This window comes from Pelotalea chapellei (assembly GCF_018531195.1).
Classification (GTDB): domain Bacteria; phylum Desulfobacterota; class Desulfuromonadia; order Geobacterales; family Pseudopelobacteraceae; genus Pelotalea; species Pelotalea chapellei.
Genome location: NZ_JAHDYS010000001.1, coordinates 87,575 through 107,006, shown reverse-complemented (window position 1 = coordinate 107,006; position 19,432 = coordinate 87,575). Strand labels below are relative to the sequence as shown.

At 53.8% G+C, this 19,432-nt stretch carries 16 protein-coding genes and 1 riboswitch; of the genes, 4 read left to right on the top strand and 12 right to left on the bottom strand.

Annotated features, from left to right (window positions below; translation table 11 throughout):
- Nucleotides 1–406: 406 nt before the first annotated feature.
- From hypA to KJB30_RS00470, 3 genes are all read right to left on the bottom strand, one after another.
- Nucleotides 407–739 carry a hydrogenase maturation nickel metallochaperone HypA gene (hypA, locus tag KJB30_RS00480; protein ID WP_214295966.1) on the bottom strand — a complete coding sequence of 111 codons (333 nt, stop codon included), beginning with the start codon at nucleotides 737–739 and terminating at the stop codon, nucleotides 407–409.
- 95 nt (nucleotides 740–834) lie between these two features.
- On the bottom strand, nucleotides 835–1,257 hold the full coding sequence (locus KJB30_RS00475; RefSeq protein ID WP_214295965.1) for a hypothetical protein: 423 nt from the start codon (nucleotides 1,255–1,257) through the stop codon (nucleotides 835–837).
- An 833-nt stretch (nucleotides 1,258–2,090) separates the two neighbouring features.
- Entirely contained in the window at nucleotides 2,091–2,684 is a 594-nt protein-coding gene (locus KJB30_RS00470) for a class I SAM-dependent methyltransferase (RefSeq protein ID WP_214295964.1), read from the bottom strand.
- A gap of 585 nt (nucleotides 2,685–3,269) precedes the next feature.
- Here KJB30_RS00470 and KJB30_RS00465 point away from each other — a divergent pair.
- Nucleotides 3,270–3,647, top strand: a complete 378-nt coding sequence (locus tag KJB30_RS00465; RefSeq protein ID WP_214295963.1) for a response regulator — start codon at nucleotides 3,270–3,272, stop codon at nucleotides 3,645–3,647.
- 12 nt (nucleotides 3,648–3,659) lie between these two features.
- Here KJB30_RS00465 and KJB30_RS00460 read toward each other — a convergent pair whose 3' ends face one another.
- Complete coding sequence (locus KJB30_RS00460) at nucleotides 3,660–5,204, bottom strand: sensor histidine kinase (RefSeq protein WP_214295962.1); 1,545 nt, start codon at nucleotides 5,202–5,204, stop codon at nucleotides 3,660–3,662.
- Nucleotides 5,205–5,534: 330 nt separating this feature from the next.
- On the opposite strand from KJB30_RS00460, the gene KJB30_RS00455 reads away from it, so the two are divergent.
- Nucleotides 5,535–6,818 carry a putative Ig domain-containing protein gene (locus tag KJB30_RS00455; protein ID WP_214295961.1) on the top strand — a complete coding sequence of 428 codons (1,284 nt, stop codon included), beginning with the start codon at nucleotides 5,535–5,537 and terminating at the stop codon, nucleotides 6,816–6,818.
- 417 nt (nucleotides 6,819–7,235) lie between these two features.
- Here KJB30_RS00455 and KJB30_RS00450 read toward each other — a convergent pair whose 3' ends face one another.
- The 8 genes from KJB30_RS00450 to KJB30_RS00415 form a co-directional block, all read right to left on the bottom strand.
- Nucleotides 7,236–7,967 carry a hypothetical protein gene (locus KJB30_RS00450; RefSeq protein WP_214295960.1) on the bottom strand — a complete coding sequence of 244 codons (732 nt, stop codon included), beginning with the start codon at nucleotides 7,965–7,967 and terminating at the stop codon, nucleotides 7,236–7,238.
- The gene (locus KJB30_RS00445; protein WP_281415385.1) at nucleotides 7,964–8,407 is read right to left on the bottom strand and encodes a 1-acyl-sn-glycerol-3-phosphate acyltransferase; all 444 of its coding nucleotides are present in this window, start codon (nucleotides 8,405–8,407) and stop codon (nucleotides 7,964–7,966) included. The genes KJB30_RS00450 and KJB30_RS00445 overlap by 4 nt, the downstream gene beginning before the upstream one ends.
- Before the next feature lie 357 nt (nucleotides 8,408–8,764).
- A complete protein-coding gene (locus KJB30_RS00440) occupies nucleotides 8,765–10,291 on the bottom strand; it encodes a sigma-54-dependent transcriptional regulator (RefSeq protein ID WP_214295959.1) in 1,527 nt (508 codons plus the stop codon).
- Nucleotides 10,292–10,314: 23 nt separating this feature from the next.
- Nucleotides 10,315–11,973 (bottom strand): GAF domain-containing sensor histidine kinase, encoded by a 1,659-nt coding sequence (locus KJB30_RS00435; protein WP_214295958.1) that lies wholly within the window; start codon nucleotides 11,971–11,973, stop codon nucleotides 10,315–10,317.
- 209 nt (nucleotides 11,974–12,182) lie between these two features.
- Nucleotides 12,183–13,331, bottom strand: coding sequence for an iron-containing alcohol dehydrogenase (locus KJB30_RS00430; RefSeq protein ID WP_214295957.1), 1,149 nt, complete (start codon nucleotides 13,329–13,331; stop codon nucleotides 12,183–12,185).
- A gap of 190 nt (nucleotides 13,332–13,521) precedes the next feature.
- Complete coding sequence (locus KJB30_RS00425) at nucleotides 13,522–14,616, bottom strand: AAA family ATPase (protein WP_214295956.1); 1,095 nt, start codon at nucleotides 14,614–14,616, stop codon at nucleotides 13,522–13,524.
- Nucleotides 14,617–14,849: 233 nt separating this feature from the next.
- Complete coding sequence (locus KJB30_RS00420) at nucleotides 14,850–15,245, bottom strand: SPASM domain-containing protein (RefSeq protein WP_246545399.1); 396 nt, start codon at nucleotides 15,243–15,245, stop codon at nucleotides 14,850–14,852.
- Between the two features lie 66 nt (nucleotides 15,246–15,311).
- Nucleotides 15,312–15,500, bottom strand: a complete 189-nt coding sequence (locus tag KJB30_RS00415; RefSeq protein ID WP_214295955.1) for a ribbon-helix-helix domain-containing protein — start codon at nucleotides 15,498–15,500, stop codon at nucleotides 15,312–15,314.
- Nucleotides 15,501–16,021: 521 nt separating this feature from the next.
- Here KJB30_RS00415 and KJB30_RS00410 point away from each other — a divergent pair.
- Nucleotides 16,022–17,185, top strand: a complete 1,164-nt coding sequence (locus tag KJB30_RS00410) for an iron-containing alcohol dehydrogenase (protein ID WP_214295954.1) — start codon at nucleotides 16,022–16,024, stop codon at nucleotides 17,183–17,185.
- Between the two features lie 153 nt (nucleotides 17,186–17,338).
- Nucleotides 17,339–17,450: riboswitch (molybdenum cofactor riboswitch) on the top strand.
- Nucleotides 17,451–17,487: 37 nt separating this feature from the next.
- Nucleotides 17,488–19,218: an aldehyde ferredoxin oxidoreductase family protein gene (locus KJB30_RS00405; protein WP_214295953.1), complete on the top strand. Its 1,731-nt coding sequence runs from the start codon at nucleotides 17,488–17,490 to the stop codon at nucleotides 19,216–19,218.
- Nucleotides 19,219–19,432 lie beyond the last annotated feature (214 nt).

Genomic DNA, 19,432 nt, shown 5'->3' with positions numbered 1-19,432 from the left:
AATATATAATTAAAATAAATTAGATACTTAAAATCTAATTAATTACGGGGGATGTACATTTCTGGTGGCGGATGGTGTATATTTTTGTCCATGGCTGTATCGTTTTGTCTTATTTGCGTATCTTACTGTCTTAAGATGAGGTGTAGTCGTGCGGTTGAAAAAAACGGTGGATCAGGGGAACTGCTGATGGTTTGAAGGGTTGTGGATATTAAACATGATGGGCACTGCCAATTTGATAACATGCCAGGAGTCTGTCGGACTTAGGAAGTCGTAGCGAAAATTCGGCTGGGCGAGACAGATTTAGACGATTTTGAAGGTCAATAGTTGTTCTATTGACCAAGAAAGCGGATGAATATGGTCCGTCAGGACGGATTTGAAGTAGATTTCTCCTAAGTCCGACAGGTTCCTAATCCACCACGAGATCTCGTACCCGGAGTTCTTCGCCGAAAAGAATCTCTACGCCGAATCCGCTGCAGGCAGGGCAGGGCTCATGGTAGGAGTCAAGGTTGAATTCTGCTGCACAGGCACGACAGCGCCCCCTGCCTGGTATCTTCTCAATGAGCAACCGGGCACCCTCCAGAGAGGTTCCTTTTGTACACGCCTCGAAACAAAATTCTATGGCATCTGGCACAACACCAGAAAGAGCGCCAATCTCCAGAGTTACTTCTGTGACCCTTTTGTTGCCGGCATTTTGCGAACATATATCCACTACGCTTTGGGTTATGGACATTTCGTGCATTTTCGTCCCTCCCTTTATTGAAAAAATAATAGCCAAGACGTCAAAAGGACCCAAAGGGCCTAAAGTGGGATTTGCCGTTGATCTGCAACAACCGCTTATTTACAGAAACCGTAGGCCTGGGAAGGGAGCGGATCACCAATCTTTACATGCCTGGAATGGACTGCTTTAAATCTTCCGTCCTTGGTTGGTGCGTTAAAGACAGTGGTAAGGTTCAGGATCCCTGAGGGCATCTCTTCCAGGAAATGAAGCGATTCAGGCGTGGTGATGACTTTTATATCTTGAGCTTTGCCTTTACCAACAATTTTAGCCGTGCTTTTTGCGACATCGATACTGTCCAGTTGAAAAACCAATTTCTGGTCCTTTTTGATTACCGGTGCAGGAGTTTCTTCCTTCCAATCGTTCACGGAAGTGATGGGAAACTCGCATGTGAGGCTGGTGATTTTGTCCAAAGGGTTTTCCTCAGCAAAGGCGCTGATACTGCAAAGCATAACCAGGATGAGAACGAATAATTGCATCATGAGCCTCCTTTTTAATAACTTTAATGGCTGAATGAAATTATGTCGTGTCTCGACGCTTCGTCAAGGGTCGATAGCCGCTGAAAGCTTGCAGGTTGTCGGTGGAGGCCATGGAGTTTTTGACGATGCGGGAGAGAACGAAATTAAAAAACTTGTGCATGTGGGGAGATTCCAGTCGCGTTATTTGTCTCGGCTGTGCTTCTACGGTTACCCAAAACGGTCTGTGGGGATTGGTACAATGTAATACGAAAAAATGCAAATCTACTTTATTTGCAACGCATGGATCCCAGCTTTATCCTCTACGCCTCAATTAATAAAAAAAGAGGGGTTACAAATTACGTAACCCCTCATTTTTGTTTAACTGCAAAAGCTGAATCAAGGCAATCAGATCAAGAAAAAGACTCAAAACCTGAATGTTTTTATCATGCATCCCAATTACCTGCTTCTACCTGATTTGTGCATGTAGTGAACCGCGGCGGTAACGGTAATGGCTCCTGCGACTATTGTAAAAATGACGAATTCAAGCATCATGCTCACCTCCATCTTTTAACTTTCGGCTTCTTCTCTATCCTTAAAATTATAAACCTGTAGATGAAATTTTAAAGGTAAAAAAGTTGAATTAATTCTGCTATTTTGTGGTATTTATTGATGTATTACATTAATTTTTGGGGACACAATACGGATTACGCACCTTGGGAGGGAAGACGCTCCTTCAGTTTAGATAATTCTGCGATGTATCGTGGGACATAGTATCCTCCTTGTTGTCATACCCTATGGGGTGAGTAGCCAAAATCTCCATCCTTGTTGAACAGGCGTGCCTGTTTCAGCAAACCTGGCTATGCCTTTTGCGCAACAACATAAACGTGTTTTTCCGGAAACTGGTCTAACTCCAGGTGCACAATGGTCAGGCCGTTGTTTATCATCGCCATCAGATTGCCATTTATACCTATCGAACTGTAGTAGAAATCATCCTCATGCCATCTGTCGGTATGCTCACCGGTCGCATTGCCAAATGTGTATATCAGGACACCGTTCTTCTCCAATAAATTACACAGTTTATTTACGACTGGCCGGTGCATCTGCAAAGGCAGGTGAAAGATGCTGTCCCAGGCAATGATAAAGTCAAATTTTCTGTCAGTTTTCCAGGTACAAATATCCTGCTCAAGAAAAGAAGCGTGTGGATGATTTTGAATCGCCAGATGTATCATCTCTTCAGAAACATCTATTCCTGTTACTGCAAACCCCTGATCTTCCAATTGACGAATGATTCTCCCACCTGTGCCGCAGCCGACATCAAGTGCCGACCCACCGTCGGATGCAAACTTGAGAGCCATATCAAGCTGTTTCATTCCATATTTAGAATCATGATGTCTTTCGTGCCACCACTGGGCAATCATGTCATATTTTTTGCCAAGCTCTTTTGGTTCCATGTTAGTTGCCTTTACGTCGCGAAAGTACAGTGGCCAGGGCCGCTGTTACGCGTGGTTGCAGGAAATTGTGGGACAAGGAAATTATGTGACACGGAATTATGGACACAACGGATTACCGCACCTTTGGCCTTCCTGGCGGCTTCGGTCGTGGGTTTCGGCCTGTAGCCTGTTCAATCTCTTCAATAAAGTCATCACTTCCGACAGGTCTTCCGGTTCTCAAGGTAAACCTGCACTCCCACCCGCCGTGTCTCTTCGGCAATCAGGCGGAGATATGACCATCGCTGGTTGTCGTTGGCAAAAATATCCATAGACCTACCGCCTCTCTGCGTTACGTGATGGGATATCCTGGGACGACAAGTCGGGATAAGCGTGGCATGCGTGGAGGGTATTAGGACTTCTTTAATAAGTCAACAATAAGGGGGTTCCGACAATGGATGGTGGTGGGCAATTGCGACTACTGCAGAAATTCGTATTGTTTCCCCTGATTCCCCCGAGGGAACACAGGACAGTGCCTGGAGCGCTGCTTGAACTTAGCCGGTTTTGTGCAACTATAAAGAAGGTCCATCACGCCGTGAAGGAATGCAAATGACCACAAGAAGAGTGTTATTGGCAGAAGATGATGAAACTATCGCCTTCATGATGGGGCAGTTGCTGAAGAGGAAGGATTATCAGGTCACCATTGTTTCCGATGGCCTGGCTGCTTTGGAGGCCTGGAATACAACCGAATTCGGAATCATCCTGATGGATTTGCAGATGCCTAGAAAAGACGGGTTGGAAACCACCAGGGCCATCCGGGAAAAGGAATCCATGGAAGGGAAACACATACCCATTGTCGGGTTGACCGCCCATGCCTTTCCCGAAGACCACAAGAAATGTTTTGCGGCAGGCATGGACGATGTCATAACCAAGCCTGTGGATTTCAAAATTCTTTTGTCGGTGCTGGAAAAACATCTGGGAGAATAGTCTTTCTCACCATCAATCCTCGTGATACATCGGAAGAGTGAAATAAAAGGTACTACCCGCTCCGACCGTGCTCTCAGCCCAGACTTTACCCCCCCAATTTTCCACAATCTGCCGTGTGAGAGCCAGTCCCAGCCCTGTGCCCCCATGACGCCTGGTAAGGGTTGAGTCAACCTGGGTGAATTTGCCGAAGATCCTTTCCATCTGGTCGACCGCTATGCCCACACCGGTGTCGCGGACTGAAAAAAGAATGAGCCGACGCCCGATTTCCTCGTCACCGGTGTCCCGGACCATAACCTCGATGCGGCCTGCTTCGGTGAATTTCAGCGCGTTTCCTAGAAGATTAACCAGGACCTGGCGCAACCGCCCTTCATCTCCGATCATGTGCTCCGGCACCGACTCGTCGACCTTCCATGCAAGTGCGATATTTTTTTCTGCTGCGGTGAGTGAAACAACTTCGACAGCTGTTCTCACGACTTTGGAGAGGTCGAAATCTTCCTCTTTGAATCTCATGACGCCCGCTTCAAGCCTGGAAAAATCCAGCACATCCGAGATGATGGGCAGCAGGGAGTCTGCTGAGCGCCTGGCCATCTCCAGCAATTGCCGCTCCTCGGCAGCGATGTCCATCTCAAGCACCAGATTTATCATCCCCAGGGTTCCGGCAAGCGGGGTCCTCATTTCATGACTCATATTCGCAAGGAACTCACTCTTGGCTATATTGGCGGATTCGGCGGCCTCCTTTGCAGTAGATAACTGCTCATTTGCCTGTACCAGATCGCGTGTCCGTTCCTCCACGGTGCGTTCAAGAAGGTCGTGCTGCGCCCTGAGTTCGGCTTCCGCCTGCAGCTTGGCATCTATTTGTTCCGTAAGCTGCGAGTTCAGTCCTTCAACCCGTTCCTTAGCTTGATTCAGACTCTCTATCATGGAAAGATTTTCGAACCTGAGCAGCAGGGATTTCCAGTTTATCGAGTAGTTGTGGAGGGATATTCTCCAGAGCAAGACCCCGAACAGAGAGAGCATTGCACCCATGGCGTAATGAAACGGGTCGTTCAGCAGGAAGAAATGCAGGGTGAGCGGCGCCAGGGAGGGAACGCTGTACGCTATGTAGCCAGCCTTGAGCATGGAGAAAGTTGAAGAAGCTCCTGCGGCCATGCCACCCAAGACAAATGCAATAAAAACCTGATGTGCGAGACTGATATTTGAAAAGGGGAGGAAACCGATACTGCCCCAGGCAAGGCCGACACATACCAGGCTGATAAGAAACCGTTCCTGCCATGTTTTGACCGTGGCCGGTTCCAGTTTGGAGGACCGGAACCAGAGTACAAGCGCTACCCTGATAGAAGTGATGGTCAAGACCGCTGCCAGCCAGGGTACAAGCAGGCTGTAGGGCGTGACATCTTTCATGATGAAGAATACGATCAGCGAGTTGATGAACGTGGCCAAAAAACCGAATGGTGCAAGGTTATAGAGTTGCCTTACCTGCTCAGCGAGAATCTTTTCTCTATAGAGGCTGTGGTTACTTACAAGTTTGCCTGCGTTATGATCATCGCCGTAAGTCATGGCTTACCTACACACATTCAGCCTGTAACGCCTGTAATCTGCAGTCTTATATACCCAAAATTCTAGCATTCTTAAATGAAGTGTCACCTTTCAGTCCCAGAAGGAAGTGTAGGTTCTCTGGCATAATTTCTCGAAGGAATGGGCGGCAATGGCCGATATTACCTGGACCCACTGGAGTACAATCGATGAACTGCGCAGAATTTTGAAAGGATCCGGCGTGACAATTCTTATGCTTCTCGAAGTTGAAAGGCCCTTTCTTGAAAAAAAGATATTCAGGCCTACAATTAATGCAGGTTTATTAAATTAATCCCGCATTAAAAAGGGGCGACTATGAAAAAAACAACGAGAATGTTTCTGTATCTTCTAACTCTTCTAACTGTAATTTGTGCGGGTTGCAGCAGTGACCATAACAATAGTCCGACAGCTACCACAGGTTCGGTAACCGCAGACGCTACTACAGGAACCGTAGCGGCCGGAACAATGGTTTCGTCGCCAGCCGGCGTCACCAGCATGACATTTAGCTCCCCTTCCGTCCTGACCGACTCGACAGGAGCCCCTGTAACCGGGGCCATAACGACAACGACATCAAAATCCACCAGCGCCAGCAGTCTTCCCGCCGCGCCTCCAAGTGGATCTTCACTCGCCCTCCTCCTCGACATAACTATGAGTAAAGGTTCTACCCAGGTAAAAAATTTCAGTACTCCGCTTACAGTAGTGGTGGCTGTCCCGTCTGGAATAACCAGTGTCGATGTTTACAGTTACAATGGCACAAACTGGGTGCTTGAACAGGCCGGCGTGGCTGTCACCGGAGGAAATGCAACATTCAACATCACTCACCTTTCCATGTGGGGATGCTTTTCTGTAGCCCCCTTAGCCGTCACCACAACTTCTCCGCTTCCTGCGGGTACGGTTGGAACAGCCTATAGCCAGACCCTCGCCGCGACCGGCGGCACAGGTGCTTACACATGGACATGGGCAGCGGCAACCGGGAGTGCTCTTCCCCCAGGCCTGAGCCTGGCTGAAACGACTGGCGCCATTTCAGGGACGCCGACCACGGCAGGGACCTACAATTTCAGTGCAACGGTTACCGATTCCGCCTCTCCGGCCAAAACCGCGACTCAGGCGTTCTCCATAATTGTGAACCCGGTCGGTGCTTCATTAACAATCACCTCGGCCTCGCCGCTAACCGCCGGCACCGTCGGCACGGCATACAGTCAGACTCTTGCAGCCAGCGGCGGCACGACCCCGTATAACTGGACCCTTGCTCCCGGCAGCAGCCTTCCCGCAGGCCTGACCCTGAATGCGGCCGGTGTCATTTCAGGGACACCTACCACGGCAGGCACGACAACTACCTCTTTCACGGTAACGGATGCGGCTGCCGCAACCGCTTCCAAATCACTTTCGATAACCATAAACGCTGCCAGTCTCAATGGGGCGGCCCTCTATGCTACAAACTGCGCCGGTTGCCATGGCCCCTTGGCCACATCCAGCAAAAGGGGGAGCACTGCAGCTCAAATTCAGGCAGCAATTAACGGCAATGTGGGGGGAATGGGGTTCCTCAGCGTCCTTACATCAGCAGAAGTTCAGGCAATTGCCACTGCTTTGTCTCCTTAAAATCCAATAAAACAGGAGAGATTGGACGTTAAATAAGAAGTACAAAATAAAAAGGCCACTTCCGAGAGAAGAAGTGGCCTTTTTGTATTTGGCGTCCCCGAGAGAGCGGAAGTGAGTACTGGGAAATAGCGTAAAACATAAGCAATATATAACTAGTTATTGAACGGTTCACGCGCACGCGCGCGTGAACAGCTGATCCGCCCGAATGGAACATTTATCCTGCATGTACTGGAACAAAGACCTGACCAGACGAGAGGGAAAATCTTATACGACCGTTCGGTTAAATCAAACACATTTACCGACGACTATAGTTCACAGGATAAGGGGACACACTGCACAGGATAAGGTGACCGGCACCAATTATGTGCCATATCAATTAGATGCCTGTCCCCTTAGTGCTCCAGTGCTGAAAAGCTGCTACGATGAATGCCTGTGATTCTGCCGGTAAAGCACATAGCCGCCCCACAGGAGTGCAGCAAGCATCAGCACTATTCCAAAGCCGAACGATATCCGGGCGATGAGGTGGTCGTGCTGCAGCCATCCCAGGCGGGTCAGGATGATCTCCCAGTCGTGGTAATCCTCGACCTCGCTTCCCGTAACCCCGCCCAGCAGCATCAACTGTCCGGCTCGGGCATCATCCATGTAGGGTGCAATGTCCATGAAGCTTTGGCCGAGCCACCAGAGACCCACCGAGGCGGCAAAGCGGTCGCTCCTGAGCAGAAAGCTCCCCGACACCACCAGCGGAATGATCCACTGCCCCAGGGTCCCGCCCAGAACCTGCAAGAATCTGCCGAAGGGAGAAAAGAAAAGGTGCCCTGCTTCGTGGAAGGGGAGGTTGATCAGGTGCATGAAGGACTGGTTGAAGAACTCTCCACTGATCGGGGCGGTCATGAATCTGAAGCCCCACGCGGCAAGCGCCAGCCACAGGCAGAAACGTCCCGCCAGCAGCAGCCGGTTTTCCTCAACTGAAACAGCAAACAGGCGATCCTTAAGCAGTGCCGCACGGCCCGGTGCGATAACCACAGGAGTCACAGCAGATTCAGCGGGTGTCATTCGCGGCACATGCCGTATTTTGGCAAAAATCACTCCGCAGTGCAGGCATTCCTCAAGGCCCTCAGGCTGATCACGTTCGCATTTGGGGCAGATCATGGTTTTGGAGCCTCAGCCAAAGCAATCTCCCTGATTTCCTTCAGATCCATCTTGCCTGTCCCCAGGACCGGCAGGCCGATGGTGGGCTCCAGCGGCCTGCGGCTCTTTTTGCTTGAATCGAAGTAGTCGCAGGAGAGTTCCGCAACCTTCTGGCGTACTTCTGTGGCTGCACTGGTCGAAGCCATTGGTGTGCCGAAGAGGATGCTCACCCGATAGGGGGAGAGCGTCGGCAGGCGCGACAGCAGTTTGCCATGGGCATAGGAGAGGGTGCTGCCCCAGGCGCCGCCGATATAGACCGGAATGATGGGATACGTTGTCCCTTTGACAATGCGCTCGAACCCGCCGCGAAATTCACGCAGCATGCCGTTGCGGGTCAATTGCCCCTCGGCAAAGATGCAGACAAGGTAGCCTTCATCCAGGGCAGCCCGGGCCTGTTTCATGAATTCGAGCAGCCAATCTTATTAAGAATCAAGCCGCAGAGTCAAAATCTTCGAGTCTGTTTTAATTTTATAGATTTTAATCCGGCTTTTTCGGGGATTTTTCGTGAGGCTGACATAGTCGTTGTTTTTGCCCTTCTTTGCGTCTTCGCGGCTTTGCGAGACCAGCTTTTTCGCTTCACGATTTAAAGATCAAAACCTTAGGCTGAAAACTATCTCGCGCAAAGACGCAAAGGACGCGGAGAGAACCTCAAATCTTTTAAAAACAATGCCCTTAAGTCTCGATCTTCAAGACTAACATAGCCTTTGTTATGCCCTTCTTTGCGTCTTTGCGCCTTTGCGAGACAAGCTTTTTTGGGCTTAACGGCTCAACCCGAGCTGCCGGATTTTACGATACAGCGTATTCCTGCCGATCCCCAGAGTCCTGGCCGCTTCGGTGATATTCCACCGGCACAGGTTCAAGGCGTTTCTGATCGCTTCGGTCTCTGTTTCTTTCAGCCCCTGGCGGGGCGATGCCGTTGCCCCATGCAACCCCATGGCTGAAAGTACAGTGGTTTCTATGCCCCGCAGCGCGGAGAGCAGACGTTCGAGTTCCGGTGCCGTAAGCTTCTCAAAGGGGTTGGCACCGGACGACTGTTCCTGCAGCTGTTCGCTTGCCTGCAGGAACTCTGCGGCTCCTGGAATCCCTGTACCTGGTGTCAAAGCGGACGCTGCCTGCCCGACGGCGGTCTGAAGCCGGCTGCTGAGGTGGTCGGGGAGGATGGTGTCATCGGGGCACATCACTACCGCCCGCCGCATGACATTGGCAAGTTCGCGGATATTGCCGGGCCAGCTGTAATTCTGCAGCATGCGCACCGCTTCAGGGGCAAGGTGCGCAGCGGGATTGAATTGGCGCACAAAGTGAGCTGCCAGGTCGGGGATGTCCTCCTGGCGTTGCTGCAGGGAGGGAATCTCCAGTCGAACGACATTGAGGCGATAGTACAGATCTTCGCGGAAAGTCTTTTCGCGGATCGCCTCTTCAAGATCCACATTGGTGGCTGCAATCACCCGCACATCAGTCCTGATTGGCCGTTCGCCTCCGACCCGCATGAATTCTCCGGTCTCAAGCACCCGCAACAGCTTCACCTGGATCATAGGGCTGGCGTCGCCAATCTCGTCCAGCAGCAGGGTGCCCTGGTTGGCCAGTTCGAAGATGCCCCGGCGGGTCTGGCTCGCTCCGGTAAAGGCGCCCCGCTCGTGCCCGAATAGTTCGCTTTCCAGCAGGTTTTCCGGCAGTGCCCCGCAATTTACCGGGATGAAGGTCTTGTCGGCCCTGTTGGAGGCGGCGTGGATAAAGCGCGCAAGCACCTCTTTGCCGGTACCGGTTTTCCCCTGGATCAGCACGTTGATGTTCTTGCCGGCCACCTTGTGAGCCAGGGAAACAAGACGCCGCATGGGTAGTGCCGTCCCGACCCGGAACCCGACCGCAGCGGCAACTTCCGCCCATTCGTCCCTGACCTGCTCACCCTGTGGCCGGTTTTCATGGGCCACGGCACGGGCGATCAGCTCCTCGATTTGGCCGATGTCTTCGAAAGGCTTCTCCAGATATTCGTAGGCCCCCAGCTGCATGGCGGTCACCGCGGTTTTCACGGTGCTGTAGCCGGTCATGATGATGACCTCGCAGGCGGGTTGGCGGGCCTTGACCGCCTGCAACAGAGTCAGGCCGTCGGTATCCGGCAGCTTCAAGTCAACCAGGGCGGCGCTGAAACGGGTCGCTGCCAGAGCGCTCAGCGCATCCGGCTCATTGGTCGCCGTGGTTACTTCATATCCCTTTTTTGTGAGGAGTCGCCGAAAAAAGCTGCAGACATCCGCTTCATCATCGATGATCAATATCTGGATAGGCAACATGGCTCCTCTCGTTTCCGCAGGCATCATGGCTGGTCAATCGGCAGCAGCAGAGAGAAGGTGCTTCCCTCACCCGGCGTGCTGGCTACTTCGATGGTGCCGTTGTGAGACTCGGCGATCCCCAGACTGACCGAGAGGCCGAGGCCGGTGCCTTTGGTGGCTTCCTTGCTGGTGTAGAACGGCGTAAAAATCTTGGCCAGATTTTCCGGCGGAATGCCGGTGCCGTTGTCATTGACGCTCAATACCGCCCATTTTTGTCCATTTTTTCGAAGCAGCGCTGTTGCAACGGTGATGACCTTCTCCTGGCGTTCCACCTCTGAAAGGGCATCCCGGGCATTGATCAGAAAGTTGGTCAGCACCTGCTGGATCTGGGGGCCATTGGCAGTGAGGCAGGGGAGGTCGGCCGCCAATTTTTCCACAATGTTGATCTGGCTGCGGTTGATCTGGTACTTGATCATGCCCAGCACCCGCAGCGCCTCGTTATTCAGGTCTATTTCCGTTGCCGGCTGCTGGTCCTGCCGGGAAAAAGTCAGCAGGTTCTGGATGATCCTCTTGCAGCGCAAGCCGGAATTGACGATATCTTCCAACTCACCGGCACGCTCCGTCTGGTTGTCTTCCAGCAGTTCCCTGGCCGCCAGCTGGGCAGTGCCGATGATCACGGTCATAGGGCTGTTCAGTTCATGGGCCACCCCGGCGGCCATCTCTCCCAGCGCCGCCAGCTTGGCCGACTGCACCAGGCGCCCCTCCATTTTGATTTTTTCAGTGACATCCTTGAGGATGATCGTTACCGCAGCCAGTTCCCTGCTCTCGTTCAGCACCGGATAGTAGGAAAGATCCAGCACCAGTCCCGAGTCGGTCTGCCAGCGCTGATAAACCGGCTGGCGTGTGCGCTGGACCTCCTGGATCGGGCACTCCTGGCATGGCTCCGTACGGCCGTGCAGCTTGGCAAAACACTTCCTGCTGATGGCCTGGTTCCAGAAACCCTGCATCTCTGCAGGGAGGCGGCCGTTATGGAGCAGCACATTATAGTCGGTATCGATCAGCAGGATCGGGTCGGTTACTGCCATGAAGGTTGCTTCCCACTCCTCCTTGGCCCGTGATACCTGTTTGTACAGGCGGGCATTCTGGATGCTGATGGACAGCTGGTCTGCCAGGTGCTGCACAAAACTGAGATCAGTATCGTCATAGGAATTATTGCCGACACTGCCGACGATAAGGGCACCGATCGCTTCATCCCTTTTGAACATGGGGGCTATCGCCAGCGTCCGAAGGGGCCCAGGGTAGGCGGGGTTGATCCGAATATGGTCCAGTTCTTCAGGCGGCAGATTAAAGATGCCGGCTGTTTTCTGCTGTATGACTTTGAGGGAAGGGGAGTGGGCCGGGAAGTTGTCAATGCGGCAGAAATCATGGGGCATCAGCGCCTTGAGAATAAGGCCGCTGTTCTTCACCGCCACCAGGCCGAGAAAATCGCAGGGGAGGGTCTGGGGTAATTTGGCAAAGGCCCTCTCGATGATGTCGGAGATCGACATGTCGATATTGATGTCGCGAGCCAGCTGATGCAGGATTTCAAGACGCTTGTTCTGCTTCAGTACTTCCTGGTTGCGTTTTTTAAGCTCCACATAATAGTTCAGTTTTGAAGAATCGACGCCGGTCAGCTGTTCCAGCAGTTTTTCTCGATCATCCACGGTTGTTTCCTCGTTAGTCTCTTATCTTGAGTCTTTACACCACCCCTCTCCCTAACCCTCTCCTTTAGGCCCTATGGGTCCACTGAGTGGAGAGGGGATTTGAAAGCTCCCCTCCCTTTATGGGAGGGGCTGGGGGAGGGTAAACCGCTTTGACTTTCTCCGCGATCTCCGCGTCTCCGCGTGAAACTTTTTTTGTTCCTGCCTGCCCTTCACAAACACTTCCTGAAAATATCCGCAATATCTTCCCTGCTGGCAGGGCGTGGGTTGGTCACCAGGCAGGCATCTTTCAGTGCATTCTCGCTGAGCAGCGGGATGAATTCCTCGGTCAGGCCGATATCCCTTAACCCTTTTGCCAGGCCGATGTCTGATATCAGCCGGCGCACCGCCATTACTGCACGTTCCGCTGCAGCCATCGCTGTCAGGCCGGATACATCTTCACCCATGGCCTCGGCTATGTCCCGGAACCGTTCGGGGCAGGTGCTCAGGTTGAACTCCATTACGTGGGGGAGAATCGAGGCATTGGTTTCACCGTGATGCTGGTCGATCAGGCTGTCTACCTGGTGGGTCATGGCGTGGGTAGCACCGAGGATGGCATTGGAAAAGGCAAGCCCGGCGGTCAGGCTGGCCATGGACATGTTCATGTTCGCCTCCATGTCGTGCCGGTTGGTGACCGCCCGCCGCAGGTAGCGGGAGACCAGCTTGATCGCCTTCAGGGCGTGGATGTCGGTCAGCGGAGTAGCCGCCAGCGAAACGTAGGATTCGATGCCGTGGGTAAAGGCGTCCAGGCCGGTTGCGGCGGCCAGTTTGACATCCATGGTCTGCACCAGTTCCGGGTCAACGATTGCAATGTCCGGCACCAGCGACCTGGAAATGATCGACATCTTCAGCTTGCGGGCCGTGTCGACGATAATGGTGAATTGGCTCACCTCCGACCCGGCTCCGGCGGTGCTGGGTGCGATCACCATGGGGGGCAGGGGGTGGCTGATCTTGTTGATTCCCTCGTAATCCTGCAGGTTGCCGCCGTTGGTAGCCAGGATGGCAATGGCCTTGGCAACGTCGGTGGGACTTCCGCCACCGACCGCCACAATCCCATCGCAGCCCGAAGCCCGGTAGCGCATGGTTCCTTCCGTTACCTCGTCATCCTTGGGATTGGTGGTCAGGGAGGAGAATATCTCCGATTCAAGGCCGGCGGCATTCAGGTAGTGCACGGCACGATCGACCCAGCCGGCATTGATCACCCCTTCATCGCTGACCAGAAATACTTTTGACGCACCAATGCGGATGACACTCTCGCCGAGCTGACTCAGGGATCCCAGTCCAAAAATGATCTCCGGGGCGACGAATTTGCTGATGTTCATAATGGCTCCTCGTACCAATACCATGCCGGACCGTTGGCTGGGCGGTACGCCGTATATGTTTAATCTTAGGATAATATGCGCCAGAATGGAACAGTTTCATGGCAGGCGTATGCGGAGACCGTTGTTTCAAAATTTTCCGGTGCCTATATGGCGGGTTGCCCATCGGCGTCGGTCTGGGCGGGAGCTGCCTTTACAACAGCCGTTCGATCGCCTCGAAATCCATAACCTTCTCAGCCAACGAACAGATCAGGTCGATTTTTTCGTCATCTTCGGAGCTGATCTTGGAAATGTGTCCGGTGACGGCAGAATAAGTCTCGGCGGTTGTTGACTCTTTGAGTCGGATATAGGGGATGCCGCTGTCGTCCAGGATCTTCTGGGTAATGTTTGATACCGGGGAGTGCCCCGGAATCACGAGCCCTACGATTTTCCTTTGATAGGCGGGGATATGATAGAGCGACGAGAGGGTGACGATAAGTTCGTCACGGCAACTGGTGGAGATCAGCAGGGTAGAGTCGTCCAGGCGATCAATCACCTTCTGGGATGACGCGGCACCGAGCTGGATGTGGTGAACGATCCGGTTGTGCGAGGCCGGGTCGCCATTGAGAGGATGTCCGAGTAGCCGGGCGATGTGGGTCAGGGTCGGGTCGGCGAGGATCGGCGAGTAGTCGAAAGCCGCTGCAACGGGAAGTTCCAGGGGGGTGAAGGCCTTGGTCAGATACCTGAGCGACTCGTCCCGCTTTTCCGTCAGTAACCGGTTGACCAGCAGCAGTTTAACGTCACATCCCTCCGCCCGGTAGAGGTGGAGATTCAGCAGGGCCGAATCGATCACGTTGCCGATGCCTCCTCCGCTTACCATAGCGACCGGTGCTTCGCAGAGATTCGCCACCCTGCCGTTGCTGAGTCCCACCACCGAGCCGACCCCGCCGTGTCCGGATCCCTCGATCACCAGGAAGTCATACTTGCGCTCCATCTCGCGGCAGGCTTTGACCAGCCGTTCTTCCAACTCGGCGGTCGTTAGTTGGCCGTCCAGAAAGCGTTTTGTCGAACCCCGGCCCAACACCACCGGTGACATCAGATGGATGTCCTCCTCCAGTCCGAAGACTCGTGCCATCAGGGCGGCGTCCTTGTCCACCACACAGCCGTTGAACTCCTGGCACTTGGGGCCGACCGCCTTGATGAAGCCGACCCGCCGGTATTTCTGCCGCGCCAAATGGATAAGGGAAAGGCTGATGGTGGTTTTCCCGGTATTCTGTCCGGTAGCAGCAATGAATATCTTTTTACACATGAGTTGAGGCCCACTGTCTTGAAATATTAAATGGCGTCCTTAAGGTGCTTGGCACTCTTGTCATCCACCGTAATCTAACGCCTCTTATCAGGGGGAAGCTTTTAAGCCTCTCTTGCGGGGGAGGTTTGGATGGGGTGAAGCTAAAGCTAAGCAAATGGATTACATGGTACTAGTTTCCCCCTCTATTCTGCAAATGCGTATACCGTTACGGCAGGTAGAAACACGTTCGGGTGTTAATAAAAGATCATGACAGACACTGAAACAGGCCTTTGCTCCAGAGACAGGCGCCGCATGGTTCGCTGTTGAGATAGCAGTCCTGGATGAAGGGCTCGGCCTTGCAGCACATGCTCACGATAGCTGCGGAATTCAGCACTGTTCCAGATCTCCAGCAGCCCCTGTTCGGCCAGATTGCCGAAGACTTTCGGCTGTACCGGGTGCAGCCACCCGCCTGCATAGGAGCGGCACAGAGAGGGATGGCCCGCGGGGCGTTCTCCGGGGGCGACGATCTGCTGAGTAACTTCAACATAACCTACTGAAATCACATAAGCGGCACTACTGAAGTTACTCTGCGAAAAAACGGCCCCGAAGGGGGCGTAGGTCGCTGTTTTTGAACAACCTGAGTATTTCAACAGACGCTACTGGCTACGAAATTAAGAAAGTCATGACTAGGTTTTGGTTTCGGCACTTGGTTGCTGTTACGGTGTGCTGTGCAGCTGGCCGGTCTCTTTGAACCGCTCAATCATCAGGCGGAAAGCCTTTCTCATGAGCTGGGAGGCGGTCATGTCGGTCTCTTCCATGAGTTTTGCCACGCTTTCCATTTCATCGTCACTGATCCTTGCTGAAATAATGGTGGACTTGGTCATTGTGTAGAGTTTCTCTCTCATCTTCTTGCTCCTGCTTATGTAGAACCTGGTTCTCGCCAGAAGATAAAATCTTCGGAAGCCTCTTAAACAACTCCCCCCAGCGGAAATCTAATTAAGGCAATTTCGATACCAACGATTGCGGAGGTGCCTTAAGGCAGCCCAGGATACTGGGCGTAGCCTGTGCAATGCTTTGATTACAAAGGAATGAGACAGGTGTTGGGAAGAGGTTTGAAGATCGGGTGATGTACCCCGACTGGGCTGCTGCGGCAGTTCCAAAACGTTACAACTGTTCCCGATTGGAACACCAGCATAGTTCAGCTCTGGAACAAGGGTCCTGCCTCGGGTTGCCGGGGTGTTTACTAGTCCATATTTGTATGTAACTGAATTTAATGGTGTTTAAAGCTCTTTGCTGCTGAATTATCCGCTAATGAAGGATTTGGTACACGCCTTGCGATTGTGTGACGCAGGTTTAGAAAATTGTTTTGCAGAACCGTATGCAAACCAAACACATGGGGGTCCCCCAAAAAAAGGAGGCAGTACAAATGGCATTAGCAGATCAGACGTATGGTTTTTTCATTCCAACGGTTTCACTGATGGGTGTGGGTTGTTCGAAGGAAGCAGGCGAGCAGGCCAAGGCACTGGGCGCCTCCAATTTGTTGATCGTCACCGACGCCGGGCTCGCCAAGATGGGTGTGGCCGACACGATCAAAGGCTATATCGAAGCAGCCGGCCTCAAGGCGGTTATCTTCGACGGCGCAGAACCGAACCCCACCGACACCAATGTTCACGACGGCGTGAAGGTTTATCAGGACAACAAGTGCGACGGTATCGTCTCCCTGGGTGGCGGTAGCTCCCATGACTGCGGCAAGGGTGTTGGCATGGTGATCGGCAACGGCGGCAGCATCCGTGACTTCGAAGGTGTCAACAAGTCCACCAAGCCCATGCCTCCCTTCCTGGCAATCAACACCACCGCCGGTACCGCATCTGAAATGACCCGCTTCTGCATCATCACCAACACCGATACCCACGTGAAGATGGCCATTGTCGACTGGCGCTGCACCCCCAATATCGCTATCAACGACCCGGTCCTGATGGTTGGCAAGCCGCCGGCATTGACCGCAGCCACCGGCATGGACGCCCTGACCCATGCGGTCGAGGCCTATGTTTCCACCATCGCCACCCCCATCACCGACGCCTGCGCCATCAAAGCAATCGAGCTGATTGCCCAGTATCTGAGCCCGGCCGTAGCCAACGGCGCCAATCTGGAAGCCCGTGACAAAATGGCATATGCCGAGTACCTGGCCGGAATGGCCTTCAACAACGCCAGCCTTGGTTACGTTCACTCCATGGCTCACCAGTTGGGTGGCTTCTACAATCTGCCCCACGGCGTCTGTAACGCCATCTTGCTGCCGGCTGTCAGCGAGTACAACCTGATTGCCTGCCCCCAGCGTTTTGCCGACATCGCCGTTGCCATGGGCGAGAACATCACCGGACTGTCGGTGTTCGAGGCTGCCCAAAAGGCGATCACTGCAATCCGCAGACTTTCTGCTTCCATCGGCATCCCCAGCGGCCTCAAGGAGTTGCATGTCAAGGAAGCGGACCTGCTGATCATGTCCGAAAATGCCAAGAAAGACGCTTGCCAGTTCACCAATCCGCGCACTGCGACGTTGGAGCAGGTGAACGAAATATTTAAGGCAGCAATGTAGCATGACGGCTGCCGCTTTCGCGCAATCCCGGCGTTGCCCTTCGCGATGCTCTTGTGCGACGTAGCGCTGTTTATGCCCAATGGGTACTACGTCTCCGCGGCATCACTCGGGCGCCTTGGCCTTGCACGAAATCGGCAGCCGTAAGTAGTCAAGCATAACCATAATCTCCGAGCCATGCTGCCTAACGGGTCATCCTACGGCGCCTGGCCTACGGGTTTCGCTGGAAACGGCGGAGCCTCCCTTTCGGGAAGGAGTGCTACCCGCGTTGCGGTAGATAAAAAATATGATTGGGAGAAGATAAAATGGACAAAATTTTACGCGTGAACATGAGCGACCAGACCACCAGGCTTGAAGCAGTACCGGCAGAGTGGGCCGGTCTGGGTGGTCGCGGACTCACCTCCACCATCGTGGCTGCCGAAGTGCCTGCCAGCTGCCATGCCCTTGGAGCTCATAACAAACTGGTATTTGCACCTGGCCTCCTCACCGGAACCGCAGCAGCCAACTCCGGCCGTCTCTCTGCCGGTGCCAAGAGCCCTCTGACCGGCACCATCAAGGAAAGTAACGCAGGCGGGACCGCTGCACAGATGCTGGCCCGTCTCGGCATCAAGGCGTTGATCATCGAAGGGATGCCTGCCAAAGACGCCTGGTACAGCCTGCATGTCAACAAGGATGGGGTCACTATCCAGGAAGAGACCGAGCTGATCGGGAAGGGGAACTTCGCAGTCATCGAGGCTCTGGAAGCGCGCCTTGGCAAGAAAACCGGTGTTCTGACCATCGGACCGGTGGGTGAGCTGAAGATGACCGCCGCCAACATCTCCGTCAAGGACCCGGACAGCAAGATTCGCAGCCACGGCCGCGGCGGTCTCGGCGCCGTGATGGGCTCCAAAAAAATCAAGTTCATCAGCATCGACGATGCAGGTGGCCCCGGCATCAAGATTGCCGATCCGGAAAAATTCAAGCTCGCTGCCCGCACTTTTGCCAAAGCATTGCTTGCTCACCCGGTCAGCGGCGAAGGTCTGCCGACCTATGGAACCAACGTACTGGTCAACGTCCTCAATGAGGCGGGCGGCTTGCCGACCCGCAACTTCACCTACGGCAGCTTCGAAGGTGCCGACAAGATCTCGGGCGAGACCATGCACGACGTTATCAGCGCCCGTGGCGGCAAGACCAGGCATGGCTGCCACGCCGGCTGCATCATTCAGTGTTCCCAGGTCTACAACGACAAGGATGGCAAGTACCTTACCTCCGGCTTCGAATATGAGACCATCTGGGGATTGGGCGCCGACTGCTGCATCGACAACCTGGACGATATCGCCCGGGCCGACAGCATCATGGACGACATCGGCATCGACTCCATCGAAACCGCAGTCATGTTCGGCGTGGCCATGGAAGCGGGCATCCTTTCTTTCGGCGACAGCAAGGAGATGCTCCGTCTGCTTGGTGAAGAGATCGGCAAGGGCACACCCCTGGGACGCATCCTGGGCGGCGGCGCCGGTTCCGTGGGCAAGGCCTACGGTGTTACCCGCGTTCCCGTTGTGAAAAACCAGGGCATTCCTGCCTACGATCCCCGCTCGGTCAAAGGAATCGGCATCACCTACGCCACCAGCACCATGGGAGCCGACCACACCGCCGGCTATACCATTGCAACCAACATCCTCAATGTTGGCGGCTATGTCGATCCGCTCAAGAAAGAAGGGCAGGTGGAGCTGTCACGCAATCTGCAGATCGCCACCGCTGCCGTCGACTCCACCGGCATGTGCATCTTTGTCGCCTTCCCGGCTCTGGATATCCCCGAATGTCTGCCTGCGCTGATCGACATGATCAATGCCCGCTTCGGCATAAACCTGACCGGCGACGATGTCACCAATCTCGGCAAGCATATTCTGAAGGTTGAGCACCAGTTCAACATTGAGGCCGGTTTCACCAAGGAACACGACCGTCTGCCCGAATTCTTCAATACCGAAAAAGTGGCACCCCACAATGCGGTGTGGGATTTTAGCGGTGAAGAGATCGACGAATTTTGGAATTTCTAAAAGGTCGCTGAAAAACAGCCATCTCGCCGCACTGCGGCCCCCTCCCAAACCCTCCCCCGCTGGGGGAGGGCATTCAGTTCCCTCTCCCTTTATGGACCCACAGGGCCTAAAGGAGAGGGTGGCCAAAGGCCGGGTGAGGGCTTCCGCGGGACTTCCTGCGGGTGCGACGATCTGACCATTTTTGAGCAACCTGATGCCTTGTATCCCTCTCGTC

Bases quoted from the DNA above. Each gene is read 5' to 3' on its own strand.
- hypA (WP_214295966.1), bottom strand. From the start codon at position 739: ATGCACGAAATGTCCATAACCCAAAGCGTAGTGGATATATGTTCGCAA.
- KJB30_RS00475 (WP_214295965.1), bottom strand. From the start codon at position 1,257: ATGATGCAATTATTCGTTCTCATCCTGGTTATGCTTTGCAGTATCAGC.
- KJB30_RS00470 (WP_214295964.1), bottom strand. From the start codon at position 2,684: ATGGAACCAAAAGAGCTTGGCAAAAAATATGACATGATTGCCCAGTGG.
- KJB30_RS00465 (WP_214295963.1), top strand. From the start codon at position 3,270: ATGACCACAAGAAGAGTGTTATTGGCAGAAGATGATGAAACTATCGCC.
- KJB30_RS00460 (WP_214295962.1), bottom strand. From the start codon at position 5,204: ATGACTTACGGCGATGATCATAACGCAGGCAAACTTGTAAGTAACCAC.
- KJB30_RS00455 (WP_214295961.1), top strand. From the start codon at position 5,535: ATGAAAAAAACAACGAGAATGTTTCTGTATCTTCTAACTCTTCTAACT.
- KJB30_RS00450 (WP_214295960.1), bottom strand. From the start codon at position 7,967: ATGATCTGCCCCAAATGCGAACGTGATCAGCCTGAGGGCCTTGAGGAA.
- KJB30_RS00445 (WP_281415385.1), bottom strand. From the start codon at position 8,407: ATGAAACAGGCCCGGGCTGCCCTGGATGAAGGCTACCTTGTCTGCATC.
- KJB30_RS00440 (WP_214295959.1), bottom strand. From the start codon at position 10,291: ATGTTGCCTATCCAGATATTGATCATCGATGATGAAGCGGATGTCTGC.
- KJB30_RS00430 (WP_214295957.1), bottom strand. From the start codon at position 13,331: ATGAACATCAGCAAATTCGTCGCCCCGGAGATCATTTTTGGACTGGGA.
- KJB30_RS00425 (WP_214295956.1), bottom strand. From the start codon at position 14,616: ATGTGTAAAAAGATATTCATTGCTGCTACCGGACAGAATACCGGGAAA.
- KJB30_RS00415 (WP_214295955.1), bottom strand. From the start codon at position 15,500: ATGAGAGAGAAACTCTACACAATGACCAAGTCCACCATTATTTCAGCA.
- KJB30_RS00410 (WP_214295954.1), top strand. From the start codon at position 16,022: ATGGCATTAGCAGATCAGACGTATGGTTTTTTCATTCCAACGGTTTCA.
- KJB30_RS00405 (WP_214295953.1), top strand. From the start codon at position 17,488: ATGGACAAAATTTTACGCGTGAACATGAGCGACCAGACCACCAGGCTT.